26 protein-coding genes are annotated in these 25584 nt (G+C 65.9%); 11 read left to right on the top strand and 15 right to left on the bottom strand.

Going from position 1 to position 25584, the window contains the following annotated elements; genetic code table 11:
• Nucleotides 1-13 precede the first annotated feature (13 nt).
• The 3 genes from WH303_RS21115 to serA form a co-directional block, all read right to left on the bottom strand.
• The gene (locus tag WH303_RS21115) at nt 14-1378 is read right to left on the bottom strand and encodes an ABC transporter substrate-binding protein (RefSeq protein ID WP_339520994.1); all 1365 of its coding nucleotides are present in this window, start codon (nt 1376-1378) and stop codon (nt 14-16) included.
• A 97-nt stretch (nt 1379-1475) separates the two neighbouring features.
• Nucleotides 1476-2432, bottom strand: a complete 957-nt coding sequence (locus WH303_RS21110; protein ID WP_339520992.1) for a TauD/TfdA dioxygenase family protein — start codon at nt 2430-2432, stop codon at nt 1476-1478.
• 192 nt (nt 2433-2624) lie between these two features.
• Nucleotides 2625-3854 carry a phosphoglycerate dehydrogenase gene (gene serA, locus WH303_RS21105; protein WP_021026819.1) on the bottom strand — a complete coding sequence of 410 codons (1230 nt, stop codon included), beginning with the start codon at nt 3852-3854 and terminating at the stop codon, nt 2625-2627.
• A gap of 313 nt (nt 3855-4167) precedes the next feature.
• Between serA and WH303_RS21100 the strand changes: the two genes are divergently transcribed.
• The 5 genes from WH303_RS21100 (at nt 4168) to WH303_RS21080 (ending at nt 7323) form a co-directional block, all read left to right on the top strand.
• A complete protein-coding gene (locus WH303_RS21100; RefSeq protein ID WP_021026820.1) occupies nt 4168-5298 on the top strand; it encodes an alkene reductase in 1131 nt (376 codons plus the stop codon).
• A 76-nt stretch (nt 5299-5374) separates the two neighbouring features.
• Entirely contained in the window at nt 5375-5950 is a 576-nt protein-coding gene (locus WH303_RS21095; protein ID WP_339520990.1) for a hypothetical protein, read from the top strand.
• 13 nt (nt 5951-5963) lie between these two features.
• Entirely contained in the window at nt 5964-6326 is a 363-nt protein-coding gene (locus WH303_RS21090) for a hypothetical protein (protein ID WP_339520988.1), read from the top strand.
• A gap of 80 nt (nt 6327-6406) precedes the next feature.
• On the top strand, nt 6407-6637 hold the full coding sequence (locus tag WH303_RS21085) for a hypothetical protein (protein WP_021026822.1): 231 nt from the start codon (nt 6407-6409) through the stop codon (nt 6635-6637).
• 152 nt (nt 6638-6789) lie between these two features.
• Nucleotides 6790-7323 (top strand): GNAT family N-acetyltransferase, encoded by a 534-nt coding sequence (locus tag WH303_RS21080; RefSeq protein WP_339520985.1) that lies wholly within the window; start codon nt 6790-6792, stop codon nt 7321-7323.
• Between the two features lie 8 nt (nt 7324-7331).
• On the opposite strand, the gene WH303_RS21075 is transcribed toward WH303_RS21080, so the two are convergent.
• The 3 genes from WH303_RS21075 to pyrE are packed head-to-tail and all read right to left on the bottom strand — an operon-like array spanning nt 7332 to nt 9348.
• Nucleotides 7332-7949, bottom strand: coding sequence for a DNA-3-methyladenine glycosylase I (locus WH303_RS21075; protein WP_021026824.1), 618 nt, complete (start codon nt 7947-7949; stop codon nt 7332-7334).
• Between the two features lie 15 nt (nt 7950-7964).
• Nucleotides 7965-8609: a hypothetical protein gene (locus tag WH303_RS21070; RefSeq protein WP_021026825.1), complete on the bottom strand. Its 645-nt coding sequence runs from the start codon at nt 8607-8609 to the stop codon at nt 7965-7967.
• A gap of 40 nt (nt 8610-8649) precedes the next feature.
• Nucleotides 8650-9348 carry an orotate phosphoribosyltransferase gene (gene pyrE, locus WH303_RS21065; protein ID WP_021026826.1) on the bottom strand — a complete coding sequence of 233 codons (699 nt, stop codon included), beginning with the start codon at nt 9346-9348 and terminating at the stop codon, nt 8650-8652.
• A gap of 10 nt (nt 9349-9358) precedes the next feature.
• Here pyrE and WH303_RS21060 point away from each other — a divergent pair, with 10 nt between their 5' ends.
• A complete protein-coding gene (locus WH303_RS21060) occupies nt 9359-10162 on the top strand; it encodes an exodeoxyribonuclease III (protein WP_027010895.1) in 804 nt (267 codons plus the stop codon).
• 62 nt (nt 10163-10224) lie between these two features.
• On the top strand, nt 10225-10812 hold the full coding sequence (locus tag WH303_RS21055; protein WP_339520980.1) for a hypothetical protein: 588 nt from the start codon (nt 10225-10227) through the stop codon (nt 10810-10812).
• Nucleotides 10813-10815: 3 nt separating this feature from the next.
• Here WH303_RS21055 and pntB read toward each other — a convergent pair whose 3' ends face one another.
• The 4 genes from pntB to WH303_RS21035 all read right to left on the bottom strand — a co-directional run bounded on the left by pntB (nt 10816) and on the right by WH303_RS21035 (nt 15429).
• Complete coding sequence (pntB, locus tag WH303_RS21050) at nt 10816-12231, bottom strand: Re/Si-specific NAD(P)(+) transhydrogenase subunit beta (protein ID WP_339520978.1); 1416 nt, start codon at nt 12229-12231, stop codon at nt 10816-10818.
• Nucleotides 12232-12250: 19 nt separating this feature from the next.
• Nucleotides 12251-13918 carry a Re/Si-specific NAD(P)(+) transhydrogenase subunit alpha gene (locus WH303_RS21045; protein ID WP_339520976.1) on the bottom strand — a complete coding sequence of 556 codons (1668 nt, stop codon included), beginning with the start codon at nt 13916-13918 and terminating at the stop codon, nt 12251-12253.
• Between the two features lie 171 nt (nt 13919-14089).
• The gene (locus WH303_RS21040) at nt 14090-14515 is read right to left on the bottom strand and encodes a cupin domain-containing protein (protein ID WP_339520974.1); all 426 of its coding nucleotides are present in this window, start codon (nt 14513-14515) and stop codon (nt 14090-14092) included.
• Nucleotides 14516-14592: 77 nt separating this feature from the next.
• On the bottom strand, nt 14593-15429 hold the full coding sequence (locus WH303_RS21035; protein ID WP_339520972.1) for an AraC family transcriptional regulator: 837 nt from the start codon (nt 15427-15429) through the stop codon (nt 14593-14595).
• A gap of 186 nt (nt 15430-15615) precedes the next feature.
• Here WH303_RS21035 and WH303_RS21030 point away from each other — a divergent pair, with 186 nt between their 5' ends.
• Nucleotides 15616-16254 carry an MBL fold metallo-hydrolase gene (locus tag WH303_RS21030; RefSeq protein ID WP_339520970.1) on the top strand — a complete coding sequence of 213 codons (639 nt, stop codon included), beginning with the start codon at nt 15616-15618 and terminating at the stop codon, nt 16252-16254.
• Nucleotides 16255-16321: 67 nt separating this feature from the next.
• Here WH303_RS21030 and WH303_RS21025 read toward each other — a convergent pair whose 3' ends face one another.
• Complete coding sequence (locus WH303_RS21025; protein WP_339521031.1) at nt 16322-18589, bottom strand: TonB-dependent siderophore receptor; 2268 nt, start codon at nt 18587-18589, stop codon at nt 16322-16324.
• Nucleotides 18590-18788: 199 nt separating this feature from the next.
• Nucleotides 18789-19712, bottom strand: a complete 924-nt coding sequence (locus tag WH303_RS21020; protein ID WP_339520968.1) for a helix-turn-helix transcriptional regulator — start codon at nt 19710-19712, stop codon at nt 18789-18791.
• A 162-nt stretch (nt 19713-19874) separates the two neighbouring features.
• On the opposite strand from WH303_RS21020, the gene WH303_RS21015 reads away from it, so the two are divergent.
• The gene (locus WH303_RS21015; protein WP_339520966.1) at nt 19875-20900 is read left to right on the top strand and encodes an alpha/beta hydrolase; all 1026 of its coding nucleotides are present in this window, start codon (nt 19875-19877) and stop codon (nt 20898-20900) included.
• Nucleotides 20901-20905: 5 nt separating this feature from the next.
• Nucleotides 20906-21205, top strand: a complete 300-nt coding sequence (locus WH303_RS21010) for a DUF2218 domain-containing protein (RefSeq protein ID WP_339520964.1) — start codon at nt 20906-20908, stop codon at nt 21203-21205.
• A gap of 19 nt (nt 21206-21224) precedes the next feature.
• Here WH303_RS21010 and WH303_RS21005 read toward each other — a convergent pair whose 3' ends face one another.
• From WH303_RS21005 to WH303_RS20995, 3 genes are all read right to left on the bottom strand, one after another.
• The gene (locus WH303_RS21005; RefSeq protein ID WP_339520962.1) at nt 21225-22082 is read right to left on the bottom strand and encodes a M48 family metallopeptidase; all 858 of its coding nucleotides are present in this window, start codon (nt 22080-22082) and stop codon (nt 21225-21227) included.
• 142 nt (nt 22083-22224) lie between these two features.
• The gene (locus tag WH303_RS21000) at nt 22225-23169 is read right to left on the bottom strand and encodes a DMT family transporter (RefSeq protein ID WP_339520960.1); all 945 of its coding nucleotides are present in this window, start codon (nt 23167-23169) and stop codon (nt 22225-22227) included.
• 78 nt (nt 23170-23247) lie between these two features.
• Nucleotides 23248-23949: a helix-turn-helix domain-containing protein gene (locus tag WH303_RS20995; protein WP_182344074.1), complete on the bottom strand. Its 702-nt coding sequence runs from the start codon at nt 23947-23949 to the stop codon at nt 23248-23250.
• A 171-nt stretch (nt 23950-24120) separates the two neighbouring features.
• On the opposite strand from WH303_RS20995, the gene WH303_RS20990 reads away from it, so the two are divergent.
• The gene (locus tag WH303_RS20990; RefSeq protein ID WP_339520955.1) at nt 24121-25470 is read left to right on the top strand and encodes an AmpG family muropeptide MFS transporter; all 1350 of its coding nucleotides are present in this window, start codon (nt 24121-24123) and stop codon (nt 25468-25470) included.
• Nucleotides 25471-25584: the final 114 nt, after the last annotated feature.

The raw sequence follows: 25584 nt of genomic DNA, 5'->3' as shown, positions 1-25584 counted from the left end.
GCTCCCTCGCTGCTCAGACCGAGACGCCGGCGCGGCGCAGCTCGGCAATCGACGCGGTCTGCGCCTGCTTCATCGCCTGCTCGGGCGTGCGCTGGCCGGTCACGATCAGCTCGATGGCCTTGTTGATCTGCTGGTCCACCTGGGGGTAGGCAGCCACGGTGCGGTATTTCATATGACCTTGCTTGGCCGACAGGTCCACCGACGATGTCACCAGCGCCGCAATGTCATAGCCATTGACGCGTTGGCGCTCGCGGTAGGCGGGCGAGTCAATGTCCGAGCGCCGCGTGGGCGAGCCGTAACCTGCGGCCACGGCGCGCTGCAAGGTCTCCTTGGACGTCGCCCAGCGGATGAACTGCCAGGCCGCATCCTTGTTCTTGCTGCCCACCGGAATGCCCCAGCCATGGATGGCCGTGCCCGGAAAGCGCCCGGCCACGCCCTTGGGCACCTGGCCCCAGGCCGCCGATGCCGCCACCTTGCTGCTGGATTTGTCGGCCAGCTGCGAGAGGTTGATCTGGCCTTGCACGCTCAAATGGCTGCGCCCGGCCTTGAGCGACTGCACGGCCTGGTCCGAGGTATAGGAGACCACACCGTCGGGCCCGTACTCGCGCAGCAGGCGGGCAAAGTAATCGGCCGCTGCTATTGCCTCGGGGCTGTCCAAGGTGGGGAACAGGTCATCGGGGGCCTTGCGGAACACATCGCCGCCAAAGGCCTGCAAGAAGGGGATAAAGGTCCAGCCATAGTGGTTGTCGGTGACAAAGCCGGCCGCGCGCTCCTTGCGGTTGAGCAGCTTGGCCGCTTCCAGCCAGGCGTCTGTCGTATCCGGAAAGGCGAGACCCGACTGCTTGAGCACATCAAAGCGGGATGCGGCCGCGATCGTGACCTCGGCCTGCCAGGGGATGCCATAGAGCTGGCCGTCGCGGCCCCGCTCGGGCGCCAGCGCGCCTTCGAGAAAGTCGCGGATGTCAAAACTTGCCGGCGTCTTGTTGGCGTCGTTGATATAGCCATCGAGCGGCGTCAGCCAGCCCGAGTTGATCCAGCGGCTCGAATAGATGAAGGTGACATTGACCGCATCAAAGGCCGCGCCCTTGGTGGACAGCTCCAGGTCAGCGCGCTGGTTGTAGACCGGAAAGCCGGGTGTGTCGAAGTTCACCTTGGCGCCGGTCGCCTCCTCGAACTCGGGAATCCAGGGCCGCAGCAGCTTGGAATATGGCGAGCTGTACAGCGAGGTATTGAGCGTCACGCCCTTGAGCGGCTTGCTGTCCAGCGCCAGCGCCGGAAAGCCCAGCACGCTGCCGGCGCCGGCCGCCAGCGCAGAGACTAGTAGCTTGCGGCGCGGCACCAGCAGGCCGCCTTCGTAGTGGTAGGTGGTTCGGGTCATGGAAACTCTCTGTGGTGCGCGCAGGCGGCCATCGCCATCTGCGATCAGGGTGTGGATGCTGCGCCCAGGCGGTGCGCCTGGCCGCCGCTCAGGCTGCTCAGGCCGCTGCCGGCTCGCGCACGGTCAGGTCGACGCTGCTGCGGCCATCGACCGAGGTCGCCACGTCGCCCGTAACCGTCACGCGCCGCATCACGCGGTGGGCATCGGCATAGTCATTGATCGCGTAGTGCTGGGTGGCGCGGTTGTCCCAGATGGCGACATCGCCCGGCTGCCAGTGCCAGCGCACGGTGTTTTCCAGGCGCACGATGCGCTCATGGAAGAGCTGCAGCAAGGCGGCAGACTCATTGCTGCGCAGGCCCTTGATGCGCTTGGCAAAGTGGCCCAGCAGCAGCGCCTTCTCGCCCGTCTCGGCATGCACATGCACCAGCGGCTGCTCGGACTCGATGGTCTTGCTGGTGAACACCTTGCGGTAGCTGGCGCGGCCCTGCGTCTCGGTCTGGCTGGCGGCTGTGTTCTGGCGGAAGTTCTCCGCATAGTCATAGTCATTGCCATGCACGGCCCAGAGCTGCTCGGCCAGCTGCTGCAGCGGCGCGGGCAGGCCTTCATAGGCGGCCACGGTATTGGCCCAGACGGTGTCGCCTCCATGGCCGGGCAAGGTCACCGCGCGCAACACGCAGACCTTGGGGAAGACCGCTTTGAAGGTCACATCGGTGTGCCAGGAGTCGGCCCGGCCGCCGTGCTGCGAGTTGAGCTCCAGAAAAGCCGTGCCATCGGGTGCGGGCACGGTGGGGTGGGCCTCGATCTCGCCAAACAGGCGGCCAAAGGCCTGGTGGCCGGCGTCATCGAGGTGCTGCTGGCCCCGGAAGAAAATAACCCGGTGCTGCAGCAGCGCTGCCTTGATCTGGGCAAACAGCGCCGGCTCCAGCGCACCCGACAGCGACACCCCATGCACCACCGCGCCGATGCGGCCCGCCAGGGGCTCGACGTGCAGGGCAGTGGCTGCAGCGGCATCGGCCGCTGGGCTCAGGTGGCGAACATTGGTGATGGCATTCATGGGCGCTCCTCGTGGTCTGGCAATCGGGTTGAAGCCTTCATGCTAGGCAGCGGGGTGCGCCTCCACAACGACGCATTTCATGCATCGATATGCCAACAGCAGCTAAGAAAAAAGAGGCATAAGCCTCTTTCTTGGGTGTCTAAAGCCGCCCACTGCACCGATGCCGCTGGGCGCGGTGCGGTGGGCGCGGCATCAGAACAGCACGCGGCAGCGGATGGTGCCGGCGATCTGGGCCAGCTTCTCCAGCGCCAGGGCGGACGATTCCTGGTCGATATCGATCACCACATAGCCGACCTTTTCATCGGTGCGCAGGTACTGGCCGGCGATGTTGATGCCGTTGTCGGCCAGCACCTGGTTGATGGCCGACAGGATGCCCGGGCGGTTCTCGTGCACGTGCAGGATACGGTTCTTGCCAGGGTGCTCGGGCAGGGCCACTTCGGGAAAGTTCACGGCCGAGGTGGTGGTGCCGTTGTCGCTGTACTTGACCAGCTTTTCTGCCACCTCCAGGCCGATATTGGCCTGGGCTTCCATCGTCGAGCCGCCGATGTGCGGGGTCAGGATCACGTTGTCCATGCCGCGCAGCGGAGACTGGAACTCGTCCTTGTTGCTCTTGGGCTCGACCGGGAACACGTCGATGGCGGCGCCCAGCAGCTTCTTGGCTTGCAACGCCTGGGCCAGCGCGTCCAGATCCACCACGGTGCCGCGCGAGGCATTGATCAAAATGCTGCCGGGCTTCATCGCCGCGATCTGGGCCGCGCCAATCATGTTGTGGGTCGAGGCCAGCTCGGGCACGTGCAGGGTCACGATGTCGGACTGCTCCAGCAAGGCGTTGAGGTTGGCGGCCTGGTGGGCATTGCCCAGCGGCAGCTTGGTGACCACATCATGGAACACAACCTTCATGCCCAGGCCTTCGGCCAGCACCGACAGCTGGGTGCCGATCGAGCCGTAGCCGACGATGCCCAAGGTCTTGCCACGGATCTCGAAGGAGTTGTCGGCGCTTTTCTTCCAGCCGCCCCGGTGCGATACCGCATTCTTCTCAGGAATGCCGCGCAGCAGCAGAATGGCTTCGGCCAGCACCAGCTCCGCCACGGAGCGGGTGTTGGAGAAGGGCGCATTGAAGACCGCAATACCACGCTCGCGCGCCGCATTCAGATCGACCTGGTTGGTGCCGATGCAAAAACAGCCCACTGCCACCAGCTTGTTGGCCGCGGCAAACACATCGGCCGTCAGCTGCGTGCGGGAGCGGATGCCGACAAAGTGCACGTCGGCAATCTTGCGCTTGAGCTCTTCCCCCTCCAAGGCACCGGTCAGCGCCTCAACCTGGGTATAGCCCGCCGCCTGCAACACCTTGAGCGCGGAAGGGTGGATGCCCTCGAGCAGCAAGAACTTGATCTTCGATTTATCCAGCGATGTTTTGGTCATGAATGCGCGCTTTCTCTTTCACAAACGACAGCGGTCTGCCCACCGGGCTGCGATCGGCAGCTGGCAGACCCGGGTCGATCATGGCGCAGAACCTTTGCCATTACGCGTTGTCGGGTTGACCCTAGTACCCGGGCGGCCGACACCATCCACCGGCAAATGCTGCTTTGCAGCATTGAACCCCTTGATTTGCTTGGGTTTGCGCCCGCCGGGCGCTTGGCCGACAGGGTCCGGGCTTCAACCCTGGCCTGCAAAGGGCTGGGCTGCGTGGTACAAAAAGCGGGTAAGCCCGTGATCCAACCACAAGGAGTTTTGCATGACAAGCACCGCAACCCATAACCTGTTTGAACCTGTGCAGGTGGGTGATTTGGAATTGGCCAACCGCATTGCGATGGCACCGCTGACCCGCAACCGCTCGCCCAAGGCGGTGCCCCAGCCGATGACTGCCACCTACTATGCGCAGCGCGCCAGCGCCGGGCTGCTGATCACCGAGGCCACCGCCATCAGCCACCAGGGCCAGGGTTACGCCGATGTGCCGGGCCTGTACGAGCAGGACCAGCTCGATGGCTGGAGCCAGGTGACCCGCGCCGTGCATGCCAAGGGCGGCAAGATTGTCTGCCAGCTGTGGCATGTGGGCCGTGTCTCGCACCGCCTGCTGCAGCCGGACCAGCAGGCCCCGGTGGCGCCCTCGGCCATCACCGCCAAGACCAAGACCTTCCTGATCGACCCTGCGACCGGCACAGGCCGCTTCGAGCCGACCTCCGAGCCGCGCGCGCTGGATGCCGAGGAGATCCCCGGCATCGTGCACAGCTTTGCTGCGGCCGCCCGCAATGCGGTCAAGACCGCCGGCTTCGATGGCGTCGAGATCCACGGCGCCAACGGCTACCTGCTCGACCAGTTCTTGAAGACCGGCGCCAATGCCCGCCGCGACGACTACGGCGGCTCGATCGAAAACCGCGCCCGCCTGACCTTGGAAGTCACCCGCGCGGTGATCGACGCGGTCGGCCGTGGCAAGGTCGGCATCCGGCTCTCGCCCGTCACCCCCGCCAATGGCATTGACGATGCCGATCCGCAAAGCCTGTTCACCTACCTGGCCCACCAGCTGGCGCCGCTGGGCCTGGCCTATATCCATGTGATCGAAGGCGCCACCGGCGGCCCGCGTGAAGTCGAAGGCCGGCCCTTCGACTACGAAGCCTTCAAGGCGGAATACCGCCGCGCTGGCGGCAAGGCCGCCTGGATGGTGAACAACGGCTATGACCGTGCACTGGCCGAGCAAGCCGTGGCCAGCGGCCAGGCCGATATCGTCGCCTTTGGCCGCCCCTATATCGCCAACCCCGACCTGGTCGAGCGCCTGCGCAGCGGCGCGGCACTGAACGAGGGTGATAACAGCACCTACTATGGCGGCGGCGAGAAGGGGTATACCGACTACCCGACGCTGGCGGGCTAAAACGGCTGGCACACGAGCGGCCTGGGCCTACAAAGACCTGGGCCGTGGCTTTACCGGATTTTGGTAGAGTGCGCAGATGCCATTGACTCCCCTCTTCCGCACCACGTTCTGCCTGCTGCTGCTCCCCGGCCTGGCCGCCTGCTCCAGCCTCTGGCCCTCCAAAAAAGAGGCCGAACCCGCGCCCCGCGCGCCCCAGCAGGCGGCGCCCTCCGACAAACCGGCACCGCAGGCCCCGGCGCCAGCGGCGGCCAGCATCAGCGAGGCCGACCTGGCAGGGGTCTGGGAATGCCAGTTCCAGATCAGCATGGGCAAGGACAGCGCCAGCTTTACCTATACCAACCAGTTCAACCCCGACCACAGCCTGCGCTCCCAGGCCTTTTTGGCCTATGACATGCCCAGCAGCGAGCAGCAGTACCGCTTTGTGCTGCAAGGCACGGGCCAGTGGCGCATGGACGGCAGCACCATCACGATGATCGTGCCCAAGGTGGTCAAGCAGGACCGCTCCGAGCACAAAAAGCCCGAGCTGATGCAAGACAAGGACCTGGTGCCCGAGGATTTGAGCGACACCTGGGCGGTGCAGGCCCACAAGGGCAAGAACCTGCGGGTGACCGTGGGCAGCCTGGCTGACTCCATGCTCTGCAACAAGGAATAAAGGCCGGACGCGCATGGATTCGCTGACCCTGGCCTTTTTGCCGCTGGCCCTGTGGTGGCCGGTGGCGGCAGGCCTGTCCTTGCTGCTGGTGCTCGCCGCCGTGCTGTGGATGTTTGTGCAAAACCGCCCTGCTAGGCAGCGTCCAGCCGCTGGCCGCCCCGCCTGGCTGCCCTGGGCCTTTGCGCTGTTTGCGCTGGCCTGGTGGGGCTTTGGCCTGGGCCTGGCCTTGTGGCCGCTGCGGGAGCTGGACGAGCTGGGCCAGTGGGCGCGCGCCAGCAGCTATGTGCTGGTGCCGCTGTGGATCGGCGGCGTTGCCTGGGTGGGCGCGCTTATGGTGCAGCGCCTGCTGCGCAGCACGGCGGCCATGCGCGGTTAACACCGGTTTGGCGGCGATTGCCGATTGACAGCCGCCCCATTTGCGCCAAACTGGGGCCATGTTTGCACCGGAGGCCTGCCATGACCGATATCGACAGCATCAACCTCGACAAGCTGCGCAATATTGTGCAGAAGTTCACGCACCGTGACTTCACCGCCGCCCAGATTGCCGACGACTACTGGGATGGCGCTGCCGAGCAGATCGGTGCCAGCGGCGCGCAGTTTGAAGCCGTATTGCAGCGCAATGCGGCGCTGCTGGGTATACAGACCGTTGGCAGCCACCAGCCCGCCCGCTGGCATGTAGCGGCTTAGAACCGTTAACACAACCCTTGATACGTCGTTGCCTCGCCGGCCGCGCCCTGCCTTGTCGTACTACTCGCTGGCATGTAGCGGCTTAACAGCTGTTTCACCCCCCCTCTTCCCTATCGCACAGCACCGCCGCCCAGCGGTGCTAGGCTTGCACCATGCTGCAGCCCGCCCGCCTCCATTTCCGCGATTTCTCCCCCGCTGACCTGTTCGTCGTCGCCCATGCGATGGGGGATGCGCAGCTGACCGCGTTCTACGGGCTGGAAACAGAACACAGCGATGCCCGCGCAATTGCGCAGGAACAGCTCGATTGGTATGCGTCCGTCGCCAGCGAGGGCAGCGGCTGGTGGCAGGCGGTGCTGCTCGATGGCACCGTGATTGCGGCGGTTGGCCTCTACGACCATGACGACGAGGCCGACAGTGCCGATCTGGGCTACTGGCTGCTGCCCCACCACTGGGGCCATGGCTGGATGGACCAGGCGCTGCGCCAGTGGCTGCCCAGCGCCTTTGCGCGGCTGGGCTTGCACAGCGTGGTGGCCTATGTGGAACCGGAGAATGCGGCCTCCACCCGGCTGTTGGAGCGCCTGGGCTTTTGCCATGAAGGCCTGCTGCGCGACTGCAGCAAGCGCGATGGGCAATACGTATCGCTGCAGCGCTATTCGCTGCTGGTCAGCGAGCTATCGGCGCTGTAGCAGCAGACTCAAGCCGGCCGGCCATCCCGCACATGGCAGCCCTGCAGATGGTCATTGACCATGCCCATGGCCTGCATGAAAGCGTAGACCGTGGTCGGGCCGACAAACTTCCAGCCGCGTTTTTTCAGGTCCTTGGACAGCGCCACCGCCTCGGGCGGCACACCCATCTGGCGCACGGCGTCCAAGGTGATGTGCTCGGGCCGGCTGCCGGGCGCCGGCGCAAAGCGCCAGAGATAGGCGTCAAAACTGCCAAACTCGCGCTGCACTTCGGCCAGGCGCTGGGCATTGTTGATCACCGCCTCGATCTTGCCCCGGTGGCGCACGATACCGGCATCGGCCAGCAGGCGCTGCACATCGTCGGCGCCAAACTGCGCGATCTGCGGGGCATCAAACTGTGCAAACGCGGCTCTGAAGGACGCACGCTTGTTCAGAATCGTCAGCCAGCTCAGGCCGGCCTGAAAGCCTTCGAGGCAGATCTTCTCGAACAGCCGGCGGTCATCATGCACGGGAAAGCCCCATTCATGGTCGTGGTAGTGCTGGTAGAGGGGCGAGGCCATGCACCAGCTGCAGCGCGCGCGCTGGTCATCGGCCAGCGCCAGGCCTGGGGCGAGGGAGTCAAGAGGCATGGGGCGTGCGCGCGGCTACCTGGAAGCGGCCGGGGTCCAGTAGGGTTTGAGGCTTTGGGCCTCTTCGTCAAAGCGCAGGTTGGTGGCCTTAATCTCGTCGTTGATCGTGGCGATCTGCTCGTCCACTTCCTTCAGGTCATGGCGGTTGCCATCGAGGCGCGCCTGCAGCGGGGCGGGCGCCTTGCTCGGGTCCTTCTTGTAGAACTCCATGTCCTGGTCGATCTTCTTGCGGTCTTCCAGCAAGAAGCTACGGCGCTCCTGCACGATGCGGATCTGGGCGCGCAGCACATCGACGGCCTCGCCCCGTTCGGCATCGTGCGCGGCCTTGGTCGGGAAACGCGTTGCCAGTGCCCGCTCACGGCGCTTGCCGTCGTTGGCGCGGTAGCGCTCTTCGGCCTCACGGCGCTGCTGGGCCGCCTGCTCGGCGCGCTCACGCTCGGAGTAGGTAGGCCCGACCGTGCGCACCGCACCGCCGGGCATGGTGACCTGCTGCTCACGGTCCGCGCAGGCGGCAATGGGCCGGTCCGCCGTCAGGCGGCGCCCACCCGCATCCACGCAGCTGTAGACCATGGTCGTAGACGGGGACTTTTGGGCATGGCTGGCGCCAGCGAGCATCAGCATCGCCATGGCCAAAGCAGCGGCACACCGGTCCTTGCGCATCGTCAGATCCTTATCATTCAAAACTATCGAATTCTAATAATCAATTGCCAACGCCATAACGTTCCCGGTACGCCAGCACCTGACTGTGGTGTTCACGCATCGAATCGGCTGCCGCGCCCTGGGCCAGAAAGGCCAGCAGGTCCTCCAGTTTGGCGATGGTGCAGACCTGCATACCCAGCTGGTCACGCACATATTGAACCGCACTATGCGCCACATCCTTGCCATTCTCAGTGGCTTTTTCCTGTCTGTCCAATGCAATGGCCATGGCGTGGGGGATGGCGCCCGCACCCTGGATCAGCGCAATCGATTCGCGCGCGGCGGTGCCGGCCGACATCACATCGTCAATGATCAGCACCCGGCCCTTGAGCGGGGCGCCCACCAGGCTGCCGCCTTCGCCATGGTCCTTGGCCTCTTTGCGGTTATAGGCAAAGGGCACGTTCTTGCCCTGGCGCGCCAGCTCCACGGCCACGGTCGCTGCCAGCGGAATGCCCTTGTAGGCCGGGCCGAACACCATGTCGAATGCCACACCGCTGGCCAGAATCGCTTTTGCATAGAATTCAGACAGACGCGCCATCTTGGCGCCGTCATCGAACAGGCCTGCATTGAAGAAATACGGGCTGATGCGGCCGGCCTTGGTGGTGAACTGCCCAAAGCGCAGCACGCCAGCGTCCACGGCAAACTCTACAAAATCCTGCGCCAGCTGCGCATCCGCGCCTGACTGTGGGAGACTAACGACCATGACCCAATCCTTGTTCAAATTAACCAGCCTCAACCTCAACGGCATCCGCTCCGCTGCCACCAAGGGCGTGATCCCCTGGATTGAGACAACCCGGCCCGATTGTATTTGTGTGCAGGAAATCAAGGCACAGCAAGCGGATATGCTGGACAAGTTCGACGTCATCGATGAGATGAACGGGTATTTCCAGTTTGCCGAGAAAAAAGGCTACTCGGGCGTGGGCGTCTACACCCGCCATGCGCCCAGCGATGTGGTGATCGGCTTTTCGCCCAACGAGTTCGATGCCGAAGGCCGCTACGTGGAGCTGCGCTTTGACACGCCCACGCGCAAGTTCTCCATCATCAGCTGCTATTTCCCCAGCGGCAGCTCCGGCGAGATCCGCCAGGCCGCCAAGTACCGCTTTCTGGCCGAGCTGCACCCGCACCTGATGCGCCTGCGCGCCGAGCGCGACTTCATTCTCTGCGGCGATGTCAACATTGCCCACACCAATGCCGATATCAAGAACTGGCGCAGCAACCAGAAAAACAGCGGCTTTCTGCCCGAAGAGCGCAGCTGGATGACCCAGCTGCTGGAGAAAGAGACCGAGACCGGCGGCCTGGTCGATGTGTACCGCGTGCTCCAGCCCGATACCACCGATGCCTGCTACACCTGGTGGAGCAACCGGGGCCAGGCCTATGCCAACAACGTGGGCTGGCGCCTGGACTACCACCTGGCCACGCCCGCGATTGCCGCACTGGCCCGCAAGGAGCATATCTACAAGGATGTGAAGTTCTCGGACCACGCCCCGATCACCATCGATTACGACTTCCAGCTGTAACCCATCGCCCGGTCCCTGCGGCCTCCGTCCCGGGAGCCGCAACCGCCATTCGGGAGCCTTCCATGCGCATCACTGCAGCCTCTCTTCTTCTGGCCGGCCTGCTGGCCAGCACCGCCGCCGGCGCCAAGGATGCATCGGATTACAGCGCGCAGGAGCTGGTGGAGGCGCTGACCCAGCGCCTGTCCAAGGTGCTGCTGGCAGGCCCTACGCGGGATTCACCAGACAATACCGCCGCCATCATTGTGCTCGAAGGCAAGGCACTGGCACTGGCACCCCGGCTGCAGTCCACCCCCACGATGCGGGTGCTGAGCCGGGAGCAGCTGGTGGCCGAGCAGCGCGCCAACTTTCTGATCATCTCGCAGCTGGGCCAGCAGGGCGCGGACATACTGGTCGACTACGAGACGCCCAACAATGCCTCGTTCGGCACCTTGCGCATCCAGGACAAGGACGGCAAGCTGGTCTTCAAGGCCGAAGACACCTACCGCAGCAGCAGCGGTGCGCGCGCGACCTATGCGCGCCTCTACGGCGGCCTGCCCTGCCGCCATGGCAGCGAGATGGCCTACCGCTTCAACTATGCCGACCGCTATGCACGCAGCGGCGAGTGCCCGGTAGCGCGCTTTCCCAGCAGCGATTCGGCTTTCGAGTGGTAGGCGCTAGCTGCTGTTCTTGAGCGTCGCCAACACCTCATCGAGCATCTGCTTGGCATCGCCAAACAGCATGCGGTTGTTGTCCTTGTAGAACAGCGGGTTGTCCACGCCGGCGTAACCGGTCGCCATCGAGCGCTTCATCACGATGGACTGGCGCGCCTTCCAGACCTCCAACACCGGCATGCCGGCAATGGGGCTTGTGGGGTCGTCCTGCGCGGCGGGGTTCACGATGTCGTTGGCGCCAATGACCATGGCCACATCGGTGTCGGGAAAGTCGTCGTTGATCTCGTTCATCTCCAGCACGATGTCGTAGGGCAGCTTGGCCTCGGCCAGCAGCACATTCATATGGCCGGGCATGCGGCCAGCGACCGGGTGGATCGCAAATCGCACCTCGACGCCGCGCTCGCGCAGCGTGCGGGTGATCTCGTTGACGGTGTGCTGGGCCTGGGCAACCGCCATGCCGTAGCCCGGCACGATGACCACGCGCTTGGCCTCGCGCAGCATCTCGGCGGTTTCGGCCGCGCTGATGGCCACCACCTCACCCTGGGGCACCGCGCCCACCTGCCCCGCCGGCGTGGGCGCGCCACTGCCAAAGCCACCGGCAATCACGCTGATAAAGCTGCGGTTCATCGCCTGGCACATGATGTAGCTCAGGATCGCGCCGGACGAACCCACCAGCGCGCCGGTGACGATCAACAAGTCGTTGCCGAGCATAAAGCCCGTGGCCGCTGCGGCCCAGCCCGAATAGCTGTTGAGCATGGACACCACCACCGGCATGTCAGCCCCGCCAATGGCCATCACCATGTGCAGGCCAAACAGCAGCGCGATGGCGGTCATCACCAGCAGCGCCAGCATGCCCAGGCCCAGCGATGCGCTCTGCACAAACCAGCAGCCCAGCGCGAGTACCACGACCAGCCCCAGCAGGTTGAGCAGATGCCGCCCCGGCAGCAAGAGCGGCTTGCCACCAATGCGGCCATTGAGCTTGCCAAAGGCCACCAGCGAGCCCGAAAACGTGACCGCGCCAATGAGAATGCCGATATAGATCTCGGCCGCATGGATGGCCTTCTCGGCACCCTGCAACGGGTGCGAGGTATCGACATAGCTGGCAAAACCCACCAGGCAGGCGGCCAGGCCGACGAGGCTGTGCATCAGCGCCACCAGCTCGGGCATCTGGGTCATCTTGACCCGCTTGGCGGCATACAGCCCGATGCCGCCGCCCAGCACCAGCGCGATGACAATCGCCACCACGCCGGACTGTGAGACGCGCGGGCCAAAAATGGTCACCAGCACCGCCAGGCCCATGCCCAGCATGCCCAGCAGATTGCCGCGCCGCGCGGTCTCGGGGTGTGACAGCCCGCCCAGGCTGAGGATGAACAAGATGGCAGCGCCCAGGTAGGCGACGGTGGCAAGGCTTTCGGTCATGCGGTTCTACCTCGGTGGCCTATTTGCGGAACATGGCCAGCATGCGGCGCGTGACCGCAAAACCACCAAACATATTGATCGCCGTGAGCACCAGCGCCACAAAGGCCAGTGCGCCGATCAGCAGCCCCGGCCGGTCCGTGCCCACCACGCCCGGCGGCGCCATCTGCACCAGCGCGCCAATCGCGATGATGCTGGAGATCGCATTGGTCACGCTCATCAGCGGCGTGTGCAGCGCGGGCGTCACGTTCCAGACCACCATGTAGCCGATAAAGCAGGCCAGCACAAACACCGTCAGATGCCCCAGGAAGGCCGCCGGCGCATGGGCGCCCACCAACCAGAACAAGAGCGCCAGCACCGCAAAGATGATCGCCAGGCTGCGCGCCGGCAAGGGGCTGCCGGCGCCATGGCCGTGGCCGCGCTTTTTGGCCGCCGCCGGGCTGGCAGCCGCAGTGCCCGCAGCCCCCGTAGTAGCCGCTGCCGGTGTGGCCACGGGCGCGGCCGCCAGCGCAGGCGCGGGCCAGCTGATGCTGCCTTGGTACACCACCGTCAGGCCCCGGATCGCATCGTCCTCCATGTTCACCAGCGCATGCCCATCCTTGGCCTTGCACAGCTCCTCGGTGAGGCGCAGCAGGTTGTTGGCATACAGGGTGGACGACTGCGCCGCCAGGCGCGAGGCCAGGTCGGTGTAGCCCACGATCGTCACGCCATGGCGCACCACGGCCTCACCGGGCACCGTCAGCGCACAGTTGCCGCCCTGCTCGGCGGCCATGTCCACAATCACGCTGCCGGGCTTCATCGCCTGCACCATCTCGGCGGTAATCAGCCGGGGCGCGGGCTTGCCGGGGATCAGGGCGGTGGTGATGATGATGTCGGCCCACGCCGCCTGCTGCGCATACATCTGCCGCTGCGCCGCCTGAAAGCCCTCGCTCATCACCTTGGCGTAGCCGCCGCCACCACCGCCCTCTTCGGCATAGTCCACCGGCACAAAGGTGCCACCCAACGACACCACCTGGTCGGCCGCCTCGGCCCGCGTATCGTTGGCGCGCACCACAGCGCCCAGGCTGACCGCTGTGCCAATCGCCGACAGGCCGGCCACCCCCGCACCTGCGATAAACACCTGCGCAGGCGGCACCTTGCCCGCCGCCGTGATCTGGCCGTTGAAAAAGCGCCCGAAGGCATGGGCCGCTTCGACCACCGCCCGGTAGCCGCTGACCCCCGCCATCGAGGTCAGCGCATCCATCTTCTGCGCGCGGCTCAGGGTGCGCGGCAGCGCATCCATCGCCAGCACCGTCAGCCCCTTGGCCGCCAGCTGCGCCATCAACGCGGGGTTTTGCGCAGGCCAGACAAAGCCGACCAGGATCTGGCCGGCATGCATCCATTCGACCTCTTCAGGCGTCGGTGGCCGCACCTTGAAGAGAATGTCAGCCCCCGCCCAGATCGCCGAGCTGGGCAGCACCTGGGCGCCTGCTGCGCGGTAGGCCTCATCGCCAAAGCTGGCAGCGGCGCCAGCGCCAGCCGCCACGCTGACGCGAAAGCCCAGCTTGACCAGCTTCTCCACCACCGCAGGCACGGTGGCCACACGCTTTTCACCGGGAAATATCTCGTGCGGCACCCCTATGCATTGCGGGTTGGCTGGCGCTGGCTGCGGCGCCGCTGCTGCCGGGGTCGGCGGTGAGATGCTGGACATGGATGCGCGCTCCTGGTTCAGGGATCAACTCGCTTGCAGCACACCGGTATGCCCGGCCATGGCTGCAGCGCTGAACACCTTGTATCACGGGGCAGCCATTTGGGCTACGCGCATTTTTGCCTAGGGCCTTGCATATCTACTATGCAAGTCATGTCCATGGCTGGGCCGCGATCAGATCCAGAGATCATTCGCCACCGTACGCTCCCCCGCCTCCCCATCCCCCGTATTCGCCACCCCGCGCGGCTCGATCAGCAGCAGCTGGACCTCGGCCTGTGCAAAGGGTTTGTGCTCCAGGCCCTGGGGGATGACGGCCATCTGGCCGGCCTGCAGGTGGATGGCGCGGAGGCTGCCGCTGGCATCGCGCAGGTCGATGCGCAGCTGGCCGTCGAGAACGATGAAGGTTTCATCGGTATCGCTGTGCTGGTGCCACAAGAATTCGCCGGCGATCTTGACGAGCTTGAACTGGTAGTCGTTCATCTCTGCGACCACGCGCGGCTGCCAGTGGCCCTGCAGCAATGCGATCTTGCCCAGCAGATCGATGGACTGGCCTTGGCCACGGTGGCTTGGAGTGGGAAATGTTTCGGTAGCTGCTGGCATGGTCTTGCTGGATAGGTTGAAAACAGCCAGCTTAAGAATGCGCCGCCCAAAAGTATTGAACGTTTGTGGGCAAGCGTTCAGCGGCGCGATGCCTGGCGCATGACCTGCAGCCAGCGCCCTGGCGTGATGCCAAAGGTTTTCAGAAAATGCCGCGTCATATGGCTTTGGTCGGCAAAGCCGGCGTCCTGGGCAGCATCGGCCAGCGACAGGCCCGCCAGCAACCCGCGCCGCACCGCATCGAGCCGGCGCATGGTGAGGTAGCGGTAGGGGCTGGTGCCGTAGAACATGCGGAAATCATGCGACAGGCTCCAGCGGTCGCGGCCGGTGGCCGCTTCCAGCTCGTCCAGCGCCACCACCCGGGTGGCATGGGCCTGCAGATAGTCACGCGCGCGGCGTGCAGCCTGGTAGTCGCCCTTGGCTTTGGCGCGGCGCGTGCCGGACCCGCCAGTGGCAGCGGCCAGCGCATGGGCCAACTGCGCCAGCGCATCGCTTTGCTCCAGCGGCTCGACCGTATCGTCCACGCCTTGCAGCAGGGCCTCGGCAGCGGCCGATATCGCCGGGTCGTTGGTGATGCCGCCATCCAGAAATGGCAGCGCGCTGCCGCCCAGAATGTCCTGGATCAGCGCGGGCTCCACATAGACCATGCGGTAGCGAAAGCCCTCGTCCGTGCCGGCCTGCCCGTCATGCGCTTCGTCGGGATGCAGCACCAGGGTGCTGCCGGCCAGGCTGTCGCGCCTGCCGCGCCGGTAGTGAAAGCTCTGCACGCCCGCCAGGGTGCGCCCTATCGCATAGGTGTCGTGGCGGTGCATCGCGTAGGCATTGCCCTGGAACCAGGCCTCGATGCGCTCCATGCTGTCGGAAGGCGGGCTGCGCAGCACCCAATCCGAACGTGGCAAGGCAGGGGGGCGGGGCATCAAGAATCCAGACAGGTGGTGAAAGCAGGGGGCGAAGTGCTGATTCTACAAACCATCCCCAAGCGGCACCCACTTGCAGCGCCGAACCCCGCCCAGCTCCAAGCCCACCACAGCTTGCCGCACAATAGCCGTATTGCGCCCTGCACACGCCAGCCCTGTGCGTTGACGCCAGCCCCCACACCAACCATGCTCCACTACCACACGATTCCCGTCACCGCATTTCAGCAAAACTGCTCCCTGGTCTGGTGCGACCAGCAGATGGAGGCCGCCGTCATTGACCCCGGCGGCGATCTGGAGCGCATCGAGGCAGAGATCGCGCGCCTGGGTCTGCAGCTCCAGGCCATCTGGCTCACCCATGCGCATATCGACCATGCCGGCGGCGCCGGGGAGCTGGCCGAGCAGCGCGGGCTGCCGATCATCGGCCCGCACCCGGGCGACCAGTTCTGGATTGATGGCCTGCCCCAGCAAAGCCAGATGTTTGGCTTTCCGCCCGCGAAAAGCTTTACGCCCACGCGCTGGCTGCAGGATGGCGATACGGTCAGCATCGGGCAGGAAACCCTGCAGGTACGCCACTGCCCCGGCCACACCCCTGGCCATGTGGTCTTCCATGCACCGCAGATCACGCGCTGCTTTGTGGGCGATGTGCTGTTTGCCGGCAGCATTGGCCGCACCGATTTCCCCCAGGGCAACCACCAGCAGCTGATCGACTCCATCACCCAGCGGCTGTGGCCCATGGGCGATGCAACGGTGTTCATCCCCGGCCATGGCCCCGAGAGCAGCTTTGGCCGTGAGCGCCAAAGCAATCCTTATGTGGGTGGGACCTGATCCGGGGTTCCCGCTGTAACGCCAAAGGCCAGCGGCATGCCGCTGGCCTTTTTTGCGTGGGCGCCGATCAGAACTTGGCGGTCAGCGAGGCGTAGAACGAGCGGCCTGGCTCGTTGTAGGTTGCGGCCCCTGCACCGTAGATGGTGCGCGGGTTGTTCACGCCCACAGCATTGCCCATGCGGTAGAGGCGCTTGTCAAACAGGTTCTTGATGCCGGCGGTCAGGGTGACATCCTTGGTAAAGCTGTAGCGCGCGCCCACGCCCACCAGCGCATAGGGGGCCAGGCGGCGGGTTTCCTCGCCGGTCAGCGGCAGGCCCTGGTAGTCGAGCTTGTTGGGCTTTTGGCCGCCGTACCAGGTCACCGAGCCGAGCAGCTGCAAGGCATTGGTGGTCTGCCACTCCACGCGTGAATTGAGCGTGTACTTGGGGATGATGGACAGCTGCTCGCCAGTGGTCTTGTTCTTGCTCTGCACCATGTAGGTGAGGTTGTTGCTCAGGCGCACTGCGGGGCTGAGCTTGACGTTGAACGTGCCCTCCACGCCAGAGACCACCGCCTTGGGGATATTGGTCCAGGTGAACACATCGGCATTGGCATAGGCGCCGGTGCCGCCGGTCGCGGTGCCCACCGGGGTCATGCCCGCATCGATCTTGTTGCGGTAGTCGTTGTGGAACAGGGTGACGCCGGCGAGCAGTCCCTCGTCGGCATACTCGATGCCCAGCTCCTTGTTGATGCTGGTCTCGGGCTTGAGATCGGCATTGCCCATCAGATAGCAGGCCCCACCCGCGCCCCAGCAGCCAATGCCACGGCTGTAGAGCAGGTAGTTGGGGTTCATCTGGTAGAGGTTGGGGGCCTTGTAGGCCCGTGCCACGCCGGCCTTCAACGTGACCTTGTCCGTCAGGTAGTGCGACAGGTTCAGCGACGGGCTCCAGTTGGTGCCCACCTCGCTGTGCTGGTCCAGGCGCAGGCCGGGGGTCAGCAGGGTTCTGGCATTGAGCTCGATGTTGTCTTCGACAAAGAGCGAGGCAATGCGCGAGGAGATCTTGCCGCTGCGGCCGGTGTTGTCCACCCCGGGCACGCTGCCGGCCTCGGTCGTGGTTTGCGAGACGGAGTTGCTGTCTTCCAACTTTTGCTCCACCCACTCGGCGCCCACGGTCATCACATGGGGCAAGCTGCCCCATTTACCCCGGGCGCTGATCTCGCCATGGGCGGTCAGGATGTCGAGCTTGGAGGTGCCATAGGCATCGCTGGAGAACAGGCCTTCGGTGCCGCCGGCCAGGCCTTCGTTCATGCGGGTGTTGCGCGTGGTTTCGTACTGCAGGTAGGCGGTGGAGCTGCCAAAGTCGTACTCGCCCTTGTGCGTGACGGCATAGGTCGAGCGGTACATGCGGTTGGTCTCGGTGCCCAGCGCATCGAGCACGCGCTGCGAGGTGGCGACCAGGTTGCCGCTCGCATCGACGGTGTAGTTGTTGGTGTTTTGCGTATCACCCGCATAGATGTTGCCCTGGCGTGCAAAGCTGGCATCCAAGTCGATGCGGTGGCCCGCTGCGGGCTTGAGGCTCAGGCGCCCCGAGAGGTTGCGGTCGCGCACCCCTTCGCGGCCCGCAGGGAAGGTGCCGGCATAAATGCCGGTGCGGGTCGAGGCATGGCCTTGGTTGATGTCCCAGGCGTCCGCATCGGTCTTGTCCACATTGCCGCTCAGACGAAAGCCCAGCTGCTCGGAGATCGGCCCGGCCAGCGAGAAGCTGGTGCGGCTGCTGCTGCCGTCGCGCGAATCTTCTGGCTGTTTGTAATAGACCGTCGCGCTGCCACTCAGCTTGTCGGGGATGCCCTTGGTGATGATGTTGACCACGCCGCCGGCTGCGCCATTGCCGTAGCGGGCAGCGGCGGGGCCGCGCAGCACCTCGATCTGCTCGACGGCCTCCTGCGGCACCCAGTTCATGTCGCCCCGCGTGTCGCGCTCTCCGCGCCAGCCATAGCGCACCGATCCGCGGCTGTTGACGGGTTTGCCATCGACCAGGATCAAGGTGTTTTCCGGGCCCATGCCGCGCAGGTCGATCTGGCGGTTGTTGCCGCGCTGGCCGCTGCTGGAGTTGCTGGTCAGGTTCACACCGGGCTGCTGGCGCAGCACATCGGCCAGGTCATTGCTGGGCTGGCTGTCCAGGTCCTCGCGCGTGACGGTCGAGACGCCCGGTGCCTGCTTCCAGGCACTTTCCGCCGTGCCCAGCACCTGCACCGTCTCCAAGGTCGGATCCTGCTCCGACGGCGTGGTTGCCGCTGCCGGGGTTTGTGCCTGCGCCGCCGCCTGCACCCCCAACACCAGCACCGCTGCTGCCACGGCGCGCAAGCGCCACCCCTGTTCCCCTGCCTGGATCGCCATACCGCCCCTTTTGTAAAGATGAATGATTTTCATTACCAAGTACTGAATTCTTCCATCTGGGGGGCGGTCCGTGGTTTGCGCGGCCAACAAAGATGTTTGCGCCAGCGGCAAAGCCGCCCGTTCGAGGAACAGGCGGTCAATCAGGAGCAATTTGGCTTTAGACCCGGACCCGCGCCAGCTTGGGCGCCAGGCCAAAGCGCCGGCGGTAGGCGGTGGCAAAGTTGGCGGCGCTGGTGTAGCCGGCCAGCAGCGCGGCCTGGCCCACGGTAATGCCGTCGCGCTCCAGCGCCTGGCGGGCGCGCTGCAGCCGGCATTCGCGCAAAAACTCAAACACCGTGGTGCCGTAGACGCTGCGGAACTGGCGCTGCAAGGTGCTGGCATTGACGCCCGCCTGGCGCGCAATCGCATCCATCGACAGCGTATCGGCCTGGCCCGAGGCCAGAAACGCATGCAGTTCGCGCAACCGCTGGTGCTCGCGCGGCAACAGGCCTGCCGCACTGCCGCCCGGGGCTGCGGCCTCGCCATCGCCCACGGTGGCCAGCGCCTCGCCCAGCAGTTCCAGCGCATGGCTCTCCAGGTACATGTGCTGCAGCAGCGGCGTCAGCCCCGGCGGGTGCACGATCTGCTCGGCAATCACCGCAGCGCGCGCCGACAGCTGCCAGTGGCGCGTGGCCAGGTGCTCGTGCATGAAGCGCTGCAGATCGGGCCAGGCAGCGCCATCGCCACCACCGGCCTGGGCCAGCCAGGCGGGGGTGAGCCCCAGGCTGACGCGGCGCGAGTACACGCCCGAGCGCGCCCGCCGCTCAAAGCGCTCGCGCTCGGCCACCGACACCAGCGCGGCGCTGGCGCCTGCGCCTTGGTGGCTCAGCGCCACCCGGGTCAAACCGTAAGAGACATCGATACGCCCTTCCAGCAACACCACCAGGCGCAGCCCGGCGTCGATCTCGGCCTGCGCGGTCTGGTCGCGCGGGTCGCAGCCGTCTTCGCTGTGCAGGTGCAGGCCCGGGCGCAGCTCGCGCAGCCGCGAGACATGGGCGCGCAGCTCTGCCTCGGCATTGGTCGCGGAATCAGGGGCGCGCATAGGCCAGGCCGGTAGAGCGTGTTGAAGGAGCCCAGCATGCGCAAACATCTTTCTTGCTGCAGCAAACATGGGCCAAGCGGGTTTGTGCCATGCTTGCCATGATAATTTCTTAATGCAAATCATTCTCAAGCCCATGGTTGATTTGCCGCAAGCCCAGCCCCTATGCAACTCGCCCTGTCTCCTTTCCCCACCCTGCCCTTGGCCCAACTGGCCGATGTGACCCGGCGCCGCCTGCTGGGCCTGGGCGCTGCGCTTGCGCTGCCCGGCTGCGCCTGGCAAAGCAGCCTGCAGGACGCCCCGCCCGTGGCCCTGCCCGGCACGCGGCAGCTGGACCTGCGCGCCCCCGGCATGCCGGGCCCGGGCGCGCCGGATCGCGTGCACCGCATCATGGTGGCCGTGCCGCCCGTCCCGCCACCGCCCCAGGGCTACCCGGTGCTCTATCTGCTGGACGGCAACCTGCTGTTCACGCCCGCCGCGCAGCTGATGCGCAACCGCTTTGCGCGCGGGCCCTCGGTGCCCACGCAAGGCGCCGTGGTCGTCGGCCTGGGCTATGCCGACAGCCAGGTGCTGGACCTTGCCGCGCGCAGCTATGACTACACACCGCCGGCCCCTGGCCCGGCCACCGATGCGCGCGGACGCGCCGAAGGCGGTGCCGACCATTTCCTCGACTTTATCGACCAGCAGGTGCGCCCGCTGGTGGAAGCGAGTGTGCCGATCGACACCACGCGCCAGACCTTTTTTGGCCATTCGTATGGCGGCCTGTGTGTGCTGCATGCGCTGCTGACCCGCCCTGGCAGTTTTCAGCGCTATGTCGCCGCCAGCCCCTCGATCTGGTGGCGCGATGGCTTGGTGCTGCAAGCCTTGCCCGGATTTTTGGCGCATGCCGCCAGCCAGGCGAAGGATGCACCGCCGCTACGGCTGCTGGTCACGCAAGGCGAGCGCGAAGCGCGGTCTGCAGCGCCATCCACGCAGGCATCGCCGCCCGCGCCATCCGCCCCCGCGAGCGACCCGGCCCGCGACGCCATACGGCGCCAGCGCCAGAGCGCCCCGGGCATCCCCGCGCTGATGGAGGGCCTGCGCGGCGCGCCAGGCCTGGCGCTGCGCTATGCCAGCTTTCCCGGTGCCGACCATGGCAGCGCCATGCTGCCAGCGGCACAGCAGGCGCTGGCAATGGCGATCGAGGACTGAGTGCCATGTCCGAGCCCGCGCTGACAAGCCTCAGCACCCAAGGCCAGGTCGCCACCCCGGAGGCCAGCCGCTATCTGCAGCGCCTGTGCTACCACTTCAGCCGCAAGATCAGCGTGCAGTACGACAGCCACCAGGGCGAGGCCCAGTTCCCCTGGGGCCACTGCAGCCTGCGGGCCGAGGGCGACATGCTGTCCTTTGTCTGCAGCGCTGACAATGCCGAGGCACTGGCCAGGGTACGCCATGCAATCGACGCGCATGTGGCGCTGTTCTCGCGCAAGAACCCGATGGTGGTGGCCTGGGTGTAAGAACCTGTTCAAAGACCGTTTAGCGCTTGGCTTGCTCGTAGAGGCCTTGCACCTTGGGCACATTGGCCTGCAGGCTGGCGATGCGGTTGGGCCCGGTCGGGTGGGTGGACAGAAAGCCGATGCCGCCCTTGCCGGTGGCCGTGCCCATCTTCTCCCACAAGCTGACGGCGGCCTGCGGTGCATAGCCGGCACGTGCAGCGATCTCCAGCCCCACCAGATCGGCATCGGATTCATCGGAGCGGCTGAACTTGAGCGTCAGCAGCTGGCCGCCCAGGTTGGCGGCGGCGGTACCCATATCGCCCAGGCCAAAAATCGCCGCGCCCAGGCGGATGCCCAGCCCGGTGGCCTGGGTCTTGGCCAGCTGCTCGCGGGAATGCTCGCGCAGCGCATGGGCCATCTCATGGCCCATCACCATCGCAATCTCGTCGTCACTCAGCTGGAGCTGGTCAATGAGCCCGGTGTAGAACACGATCTTGCCGCCGGGCATGCAAAAGGCGTTGACCTGCTTGCTGCCAATCAGGTTCACCTGCCACTTCCAGTCCTTGGCACGTGGGTTCCAGGGCAGGGCCTGTGCTATCAGGCGCTGGGCAATCGTCTGCAGGCGCTGCAGCTGGGCATTGCCCGGCCCCGCCAATGCGCCCTGCTGCTTGGCCTGCGCCAGCAGCTCCCCGTACTGCTGCTGCGCCGCCTGCTCCAGCGCTTCGGCCGGCACCAGGTTGCGCAGCGCCGATGACTTGCCTACATCCACCTGCGCCCAGGCACTGCCCGCGCTACCGGCACCCACCACGGCAGCCCCTGCGACCAGGGTCTGCAGCCAGGCGCGGCGCCCATGGCAGGCGCAGCTGAACAACGGTGAGGGATGGGGCAGGTCAGGCATTCCAGTTCCAATCATGAAAACGCGATGATTGCACAAGTTTTTAACCAGCTTGTGGCTAAAACTATCGCCCTGGCCCAACAAGCAGATCACCGAAGCAAGAGTGTCACCCAATGGCCAAATCCCACTTCGTTGTCTGAACAAATCAAGCCCGCATCTCGGCTTTCACCACCACCCACAGCCCCAGCAGCACCGCCGCCAAGCCCACCCAGGCCACCCAGGGCTGGTGTTCGCCGACGATCCACACGGCCAGCACAAAGGCAGCGACGGGCTCAATCAGGCTGAGCGCCACCCCAGTGGGCCCCGAGATATGGCGCAGGCCCATCGAGAACAGCAAGTGTGCAATGCCCGAGACAACGGCGCCCAGATAGACAACAACCAGTACCGCAGACAGGCTCCACTGCGGCATGCCCGCATACAGCGCGGCCACCGGCAGCGCCAGCAGGGCCGCGCCGCTGAACACATAGAAGTTCACCACCTTGGGAGACATATGGCTGACCAGGCGCTTGTTGACCAGCGCATAGCCGGCATAGGACAGCCCCGCGAGCAGGCACAGCGCCAAGCCGGGCCAGGAGACCTGGCTGCTGCCGCCCTCGCCCATCACCATGGCCACCCCGCCGGCCACGCTGACCAAGGTGCCCAGCCACCACAGCGGCGACAGCGGCGCGCGCAGCACGACGGCCTGCAGCAGGCCCGCCCAGATGGGGCTGCTGCCAATGGCCACGGCCGTGCCCACGCCCACACCGGCCATCTGCAGGCCGGCATAAAAGAACACGCTGTAGCCGCCAATGCCCAGCGATGCCCAGAAGAACGACGACAGCCGCAGCCCCGCCTGGCTGGGCCGCAGCACCAGGCTGCCGGTGTTGCCACGCCGGGCCCACAGCAGGCTCAGGCCCAAAAATGCCGCCGCCACCGCCAGCTGCGCCGCACCCACCCAGAACGGCGACAGCCCCGCCGCCCCCAGGTACTGGGCCGTGCCGCTGGTGCCCCAGAGCACGCCGGCAATGGCGACGAGCGCAATGCCTTGCGCAGAGGCGCTGAAAAATGAAGAAGGGGCGGGGGATGCCATGCCGCTGGAAGTCTGTGTCATGCCGCTATGGTGCCGCGACGGGGCCGGGGCAAATGTCGAGAAACGCTTGTGCCTGTGCTGCCAAACGCACCCAGCGCATCATGCGCCGCCGCGCTTGCGCAGGCTGCGGCTGCCCACGCCGCGATCGCGCCGCAGCGCATAGGCCAGCGCGCTGGCCGTGCTGTAGCCGCAGCGCAGCGCCGTGGTCTCCAGCGGCTGGCCGGCGGCCAGCGCCTGGCTGGCCTCGGTCAGACGCAGGTCGCGCAGCCATTGCTGGGGGGTGCTGCCAGTCAGCTCCTGCCAGCGCACATGAAAGCGCTGGGCGCTCAGGTGCGCCAGCGCCGCCAGCTGGGGCGTGCGCCAGTCGCCGGCCAGGTCGGCGCGTACGGCAGCGGTGATGGCCTGCACATCCAGCGCACGGCGCAGCAGCAGCGCGGGCGACTGCTGCACCCAGGCCACATGGGCCTGGGCCACCGTCAAGGCGGAGGCATGGGTGGCCAGCCAGTCGCGCGGCGGGGCGGCAAAGCGGCGCATCTGCGCCCAGTCTGCGCCGTCGGGCACATCCACCACGGCCAGCGCGCTGCCCTTTTGTGCCAGGTAGGCGTGGGTGGCGCCTGCCGGTATCACCACGCCGCTGGCAGTGTCGACATAGGCGGCCTTGCCATCGACCTCCAGCTCCATGCGGCCGGCCAGCGCATACAAGAGCTGCACATGGTCATGGCTGTGCGCCTGCTGCTCGCCTTCATAGTGGCGAACAGAGTAGTCAGGAGCCAGCAAGCGGTGGTGGTGGTGGTCGGCCATGGCAGCAGCGGTGCATCAGTGCATAGCGCACAGTGTAGCCAAGCGCGGGCGCTGGCCCCTTGTTCCGCCGCTTGCCCCGCTTACCCCGGTCAGCAGCACGGATCAGCGTATATTGGCGCCATTGCCCGGGCCTGGCCTGGCCCGCCCCTTTTTACTGCACGCCTCGTCCGCATGGCCGACACCTCTTCGCCCGCTACCGCCTCCTCCCCCGCCGCCCGCCGTTCCTGGGCGGACACGTTTCGCGTCTATACCGAGCCGGCCAGCCTGCGCATGCTGGCGCTGGGCTTTTCTGCCGGCCTGCCGCTGCTGCTGGTGCTGGGCACCTTGTCGTTCTGGCTGCGCAAGGCAGGGATTGACCGCAGCACCATTGGCTACCTCAGCTGGGTGGGCCTGGCCTATGCCTTCAAATGGGTCTGGTCGCCGCTGGTTGACCGGCTGCCGCTGCCGGTCCTCACCCGCCTGCTGGGGCGCCGGCGCAGCTGGCTGCTGCTGGCCCAGGGCCTGGTAGTTGCCGGCCTGCTGGGCATGGCCTGGGTCGATCCGCAACTGCACCTCAAGCATGTGGTCTGGTGCGCGCTGGCGGTGGCCTTTGGCTCGGCCACGCAGGATATTGCACTCGATGCCTACCGCATCGAATCGGCCGATGCCGATCGCCAGGCGGCGCTGGCCGCCACCTACCAGACCGGTTACCGCATCGCGATGATCTGGGCCGGCGCCGGCGTGCTGTGGCTGGTGGCCCTGGGCCTGCAAGAGGGTGCGGGCGACTACCAGCGCCAGGCCTGGGGCTTTGCCTATATGGTGATGGCCGCCTCGATGCTGGTGGGCGTGGTCACCGTGCTGCTGTCGCCCGAGCCGGCGGCCAAGCCCATGACCCCCGCCCGCAATGCCGCCCAGTGGCTGCAGGAGGCGCTGGTCGCCCCCTTTGCCGACTTTATTGGCCGCTACGGCTGGCATGCGGTGCTGATCCTGGCGCTGATTGCGATCTACCGCATCTCGGACGTGGTGATGGGCATCATGGCCAACCCTTTTTATGTCGACATGGGCTACACCGAGGCCGAGGTCGCCTCGGTCAGCAAGATCTTTGGCGTCATCATGACCTTGGTCGGCGCCTTCATTGGCGGTGTGATCTCGATGCGCATCGGCGTGATGCGGGTCTTGATGCTGGGCGCGGTGCTGTCGGCCGGCAGCAACCTGCTGTTTGCCTGGCTGGCCACGCGCGGCCATGACCTGGCGGGCCTGATTGCCGTGGTCTCGGCCGACAACCTGGCCGGCGGCATTGCGTCGGCCGCCTTTATTGCCTACCTGTCGAGCCTGACGAACGTGAACTACTCGGCCACCCAGTACGCGCTGTTCAGCTCGATGATGATGCTGCTGCCCAAGTGGATTGCCGGCTTCTCGGGCGTCTATGTGGACCATTTTGGCTATGCGCAGTTCTTTGTGTCGACGGCGCTTTTGGGGCTGCCGGTGCTGGTGCTGGTCTGGCTGGCCTCGCGCATCACACCGGTGCCGGGCAGGTCATAAAGAGGTTGACAGGACCCGGGCGCGGTTTACCAAACTTTACGGCAGGGACAATCCGGCGCGACCCCAGCGTGCCACCATGGCCCTCTATAGCAAAATCTGCGGGTTCACCCGCCC

The organism is Comamonas sp. MYb69 (genome assembly GCF_037479315.1).
Taxonomy (GTDB): Bacteria; Pseudomonadota; Gammaproteobacteria; order Burkholderiales; family Burkholderiaceae_C; genus Comamonas.
The sequence above is the reverse complement of the archived record's forward strand: the minus strand, read 5'-3'. Positions and strand labels throughout refer to the sequence as shown.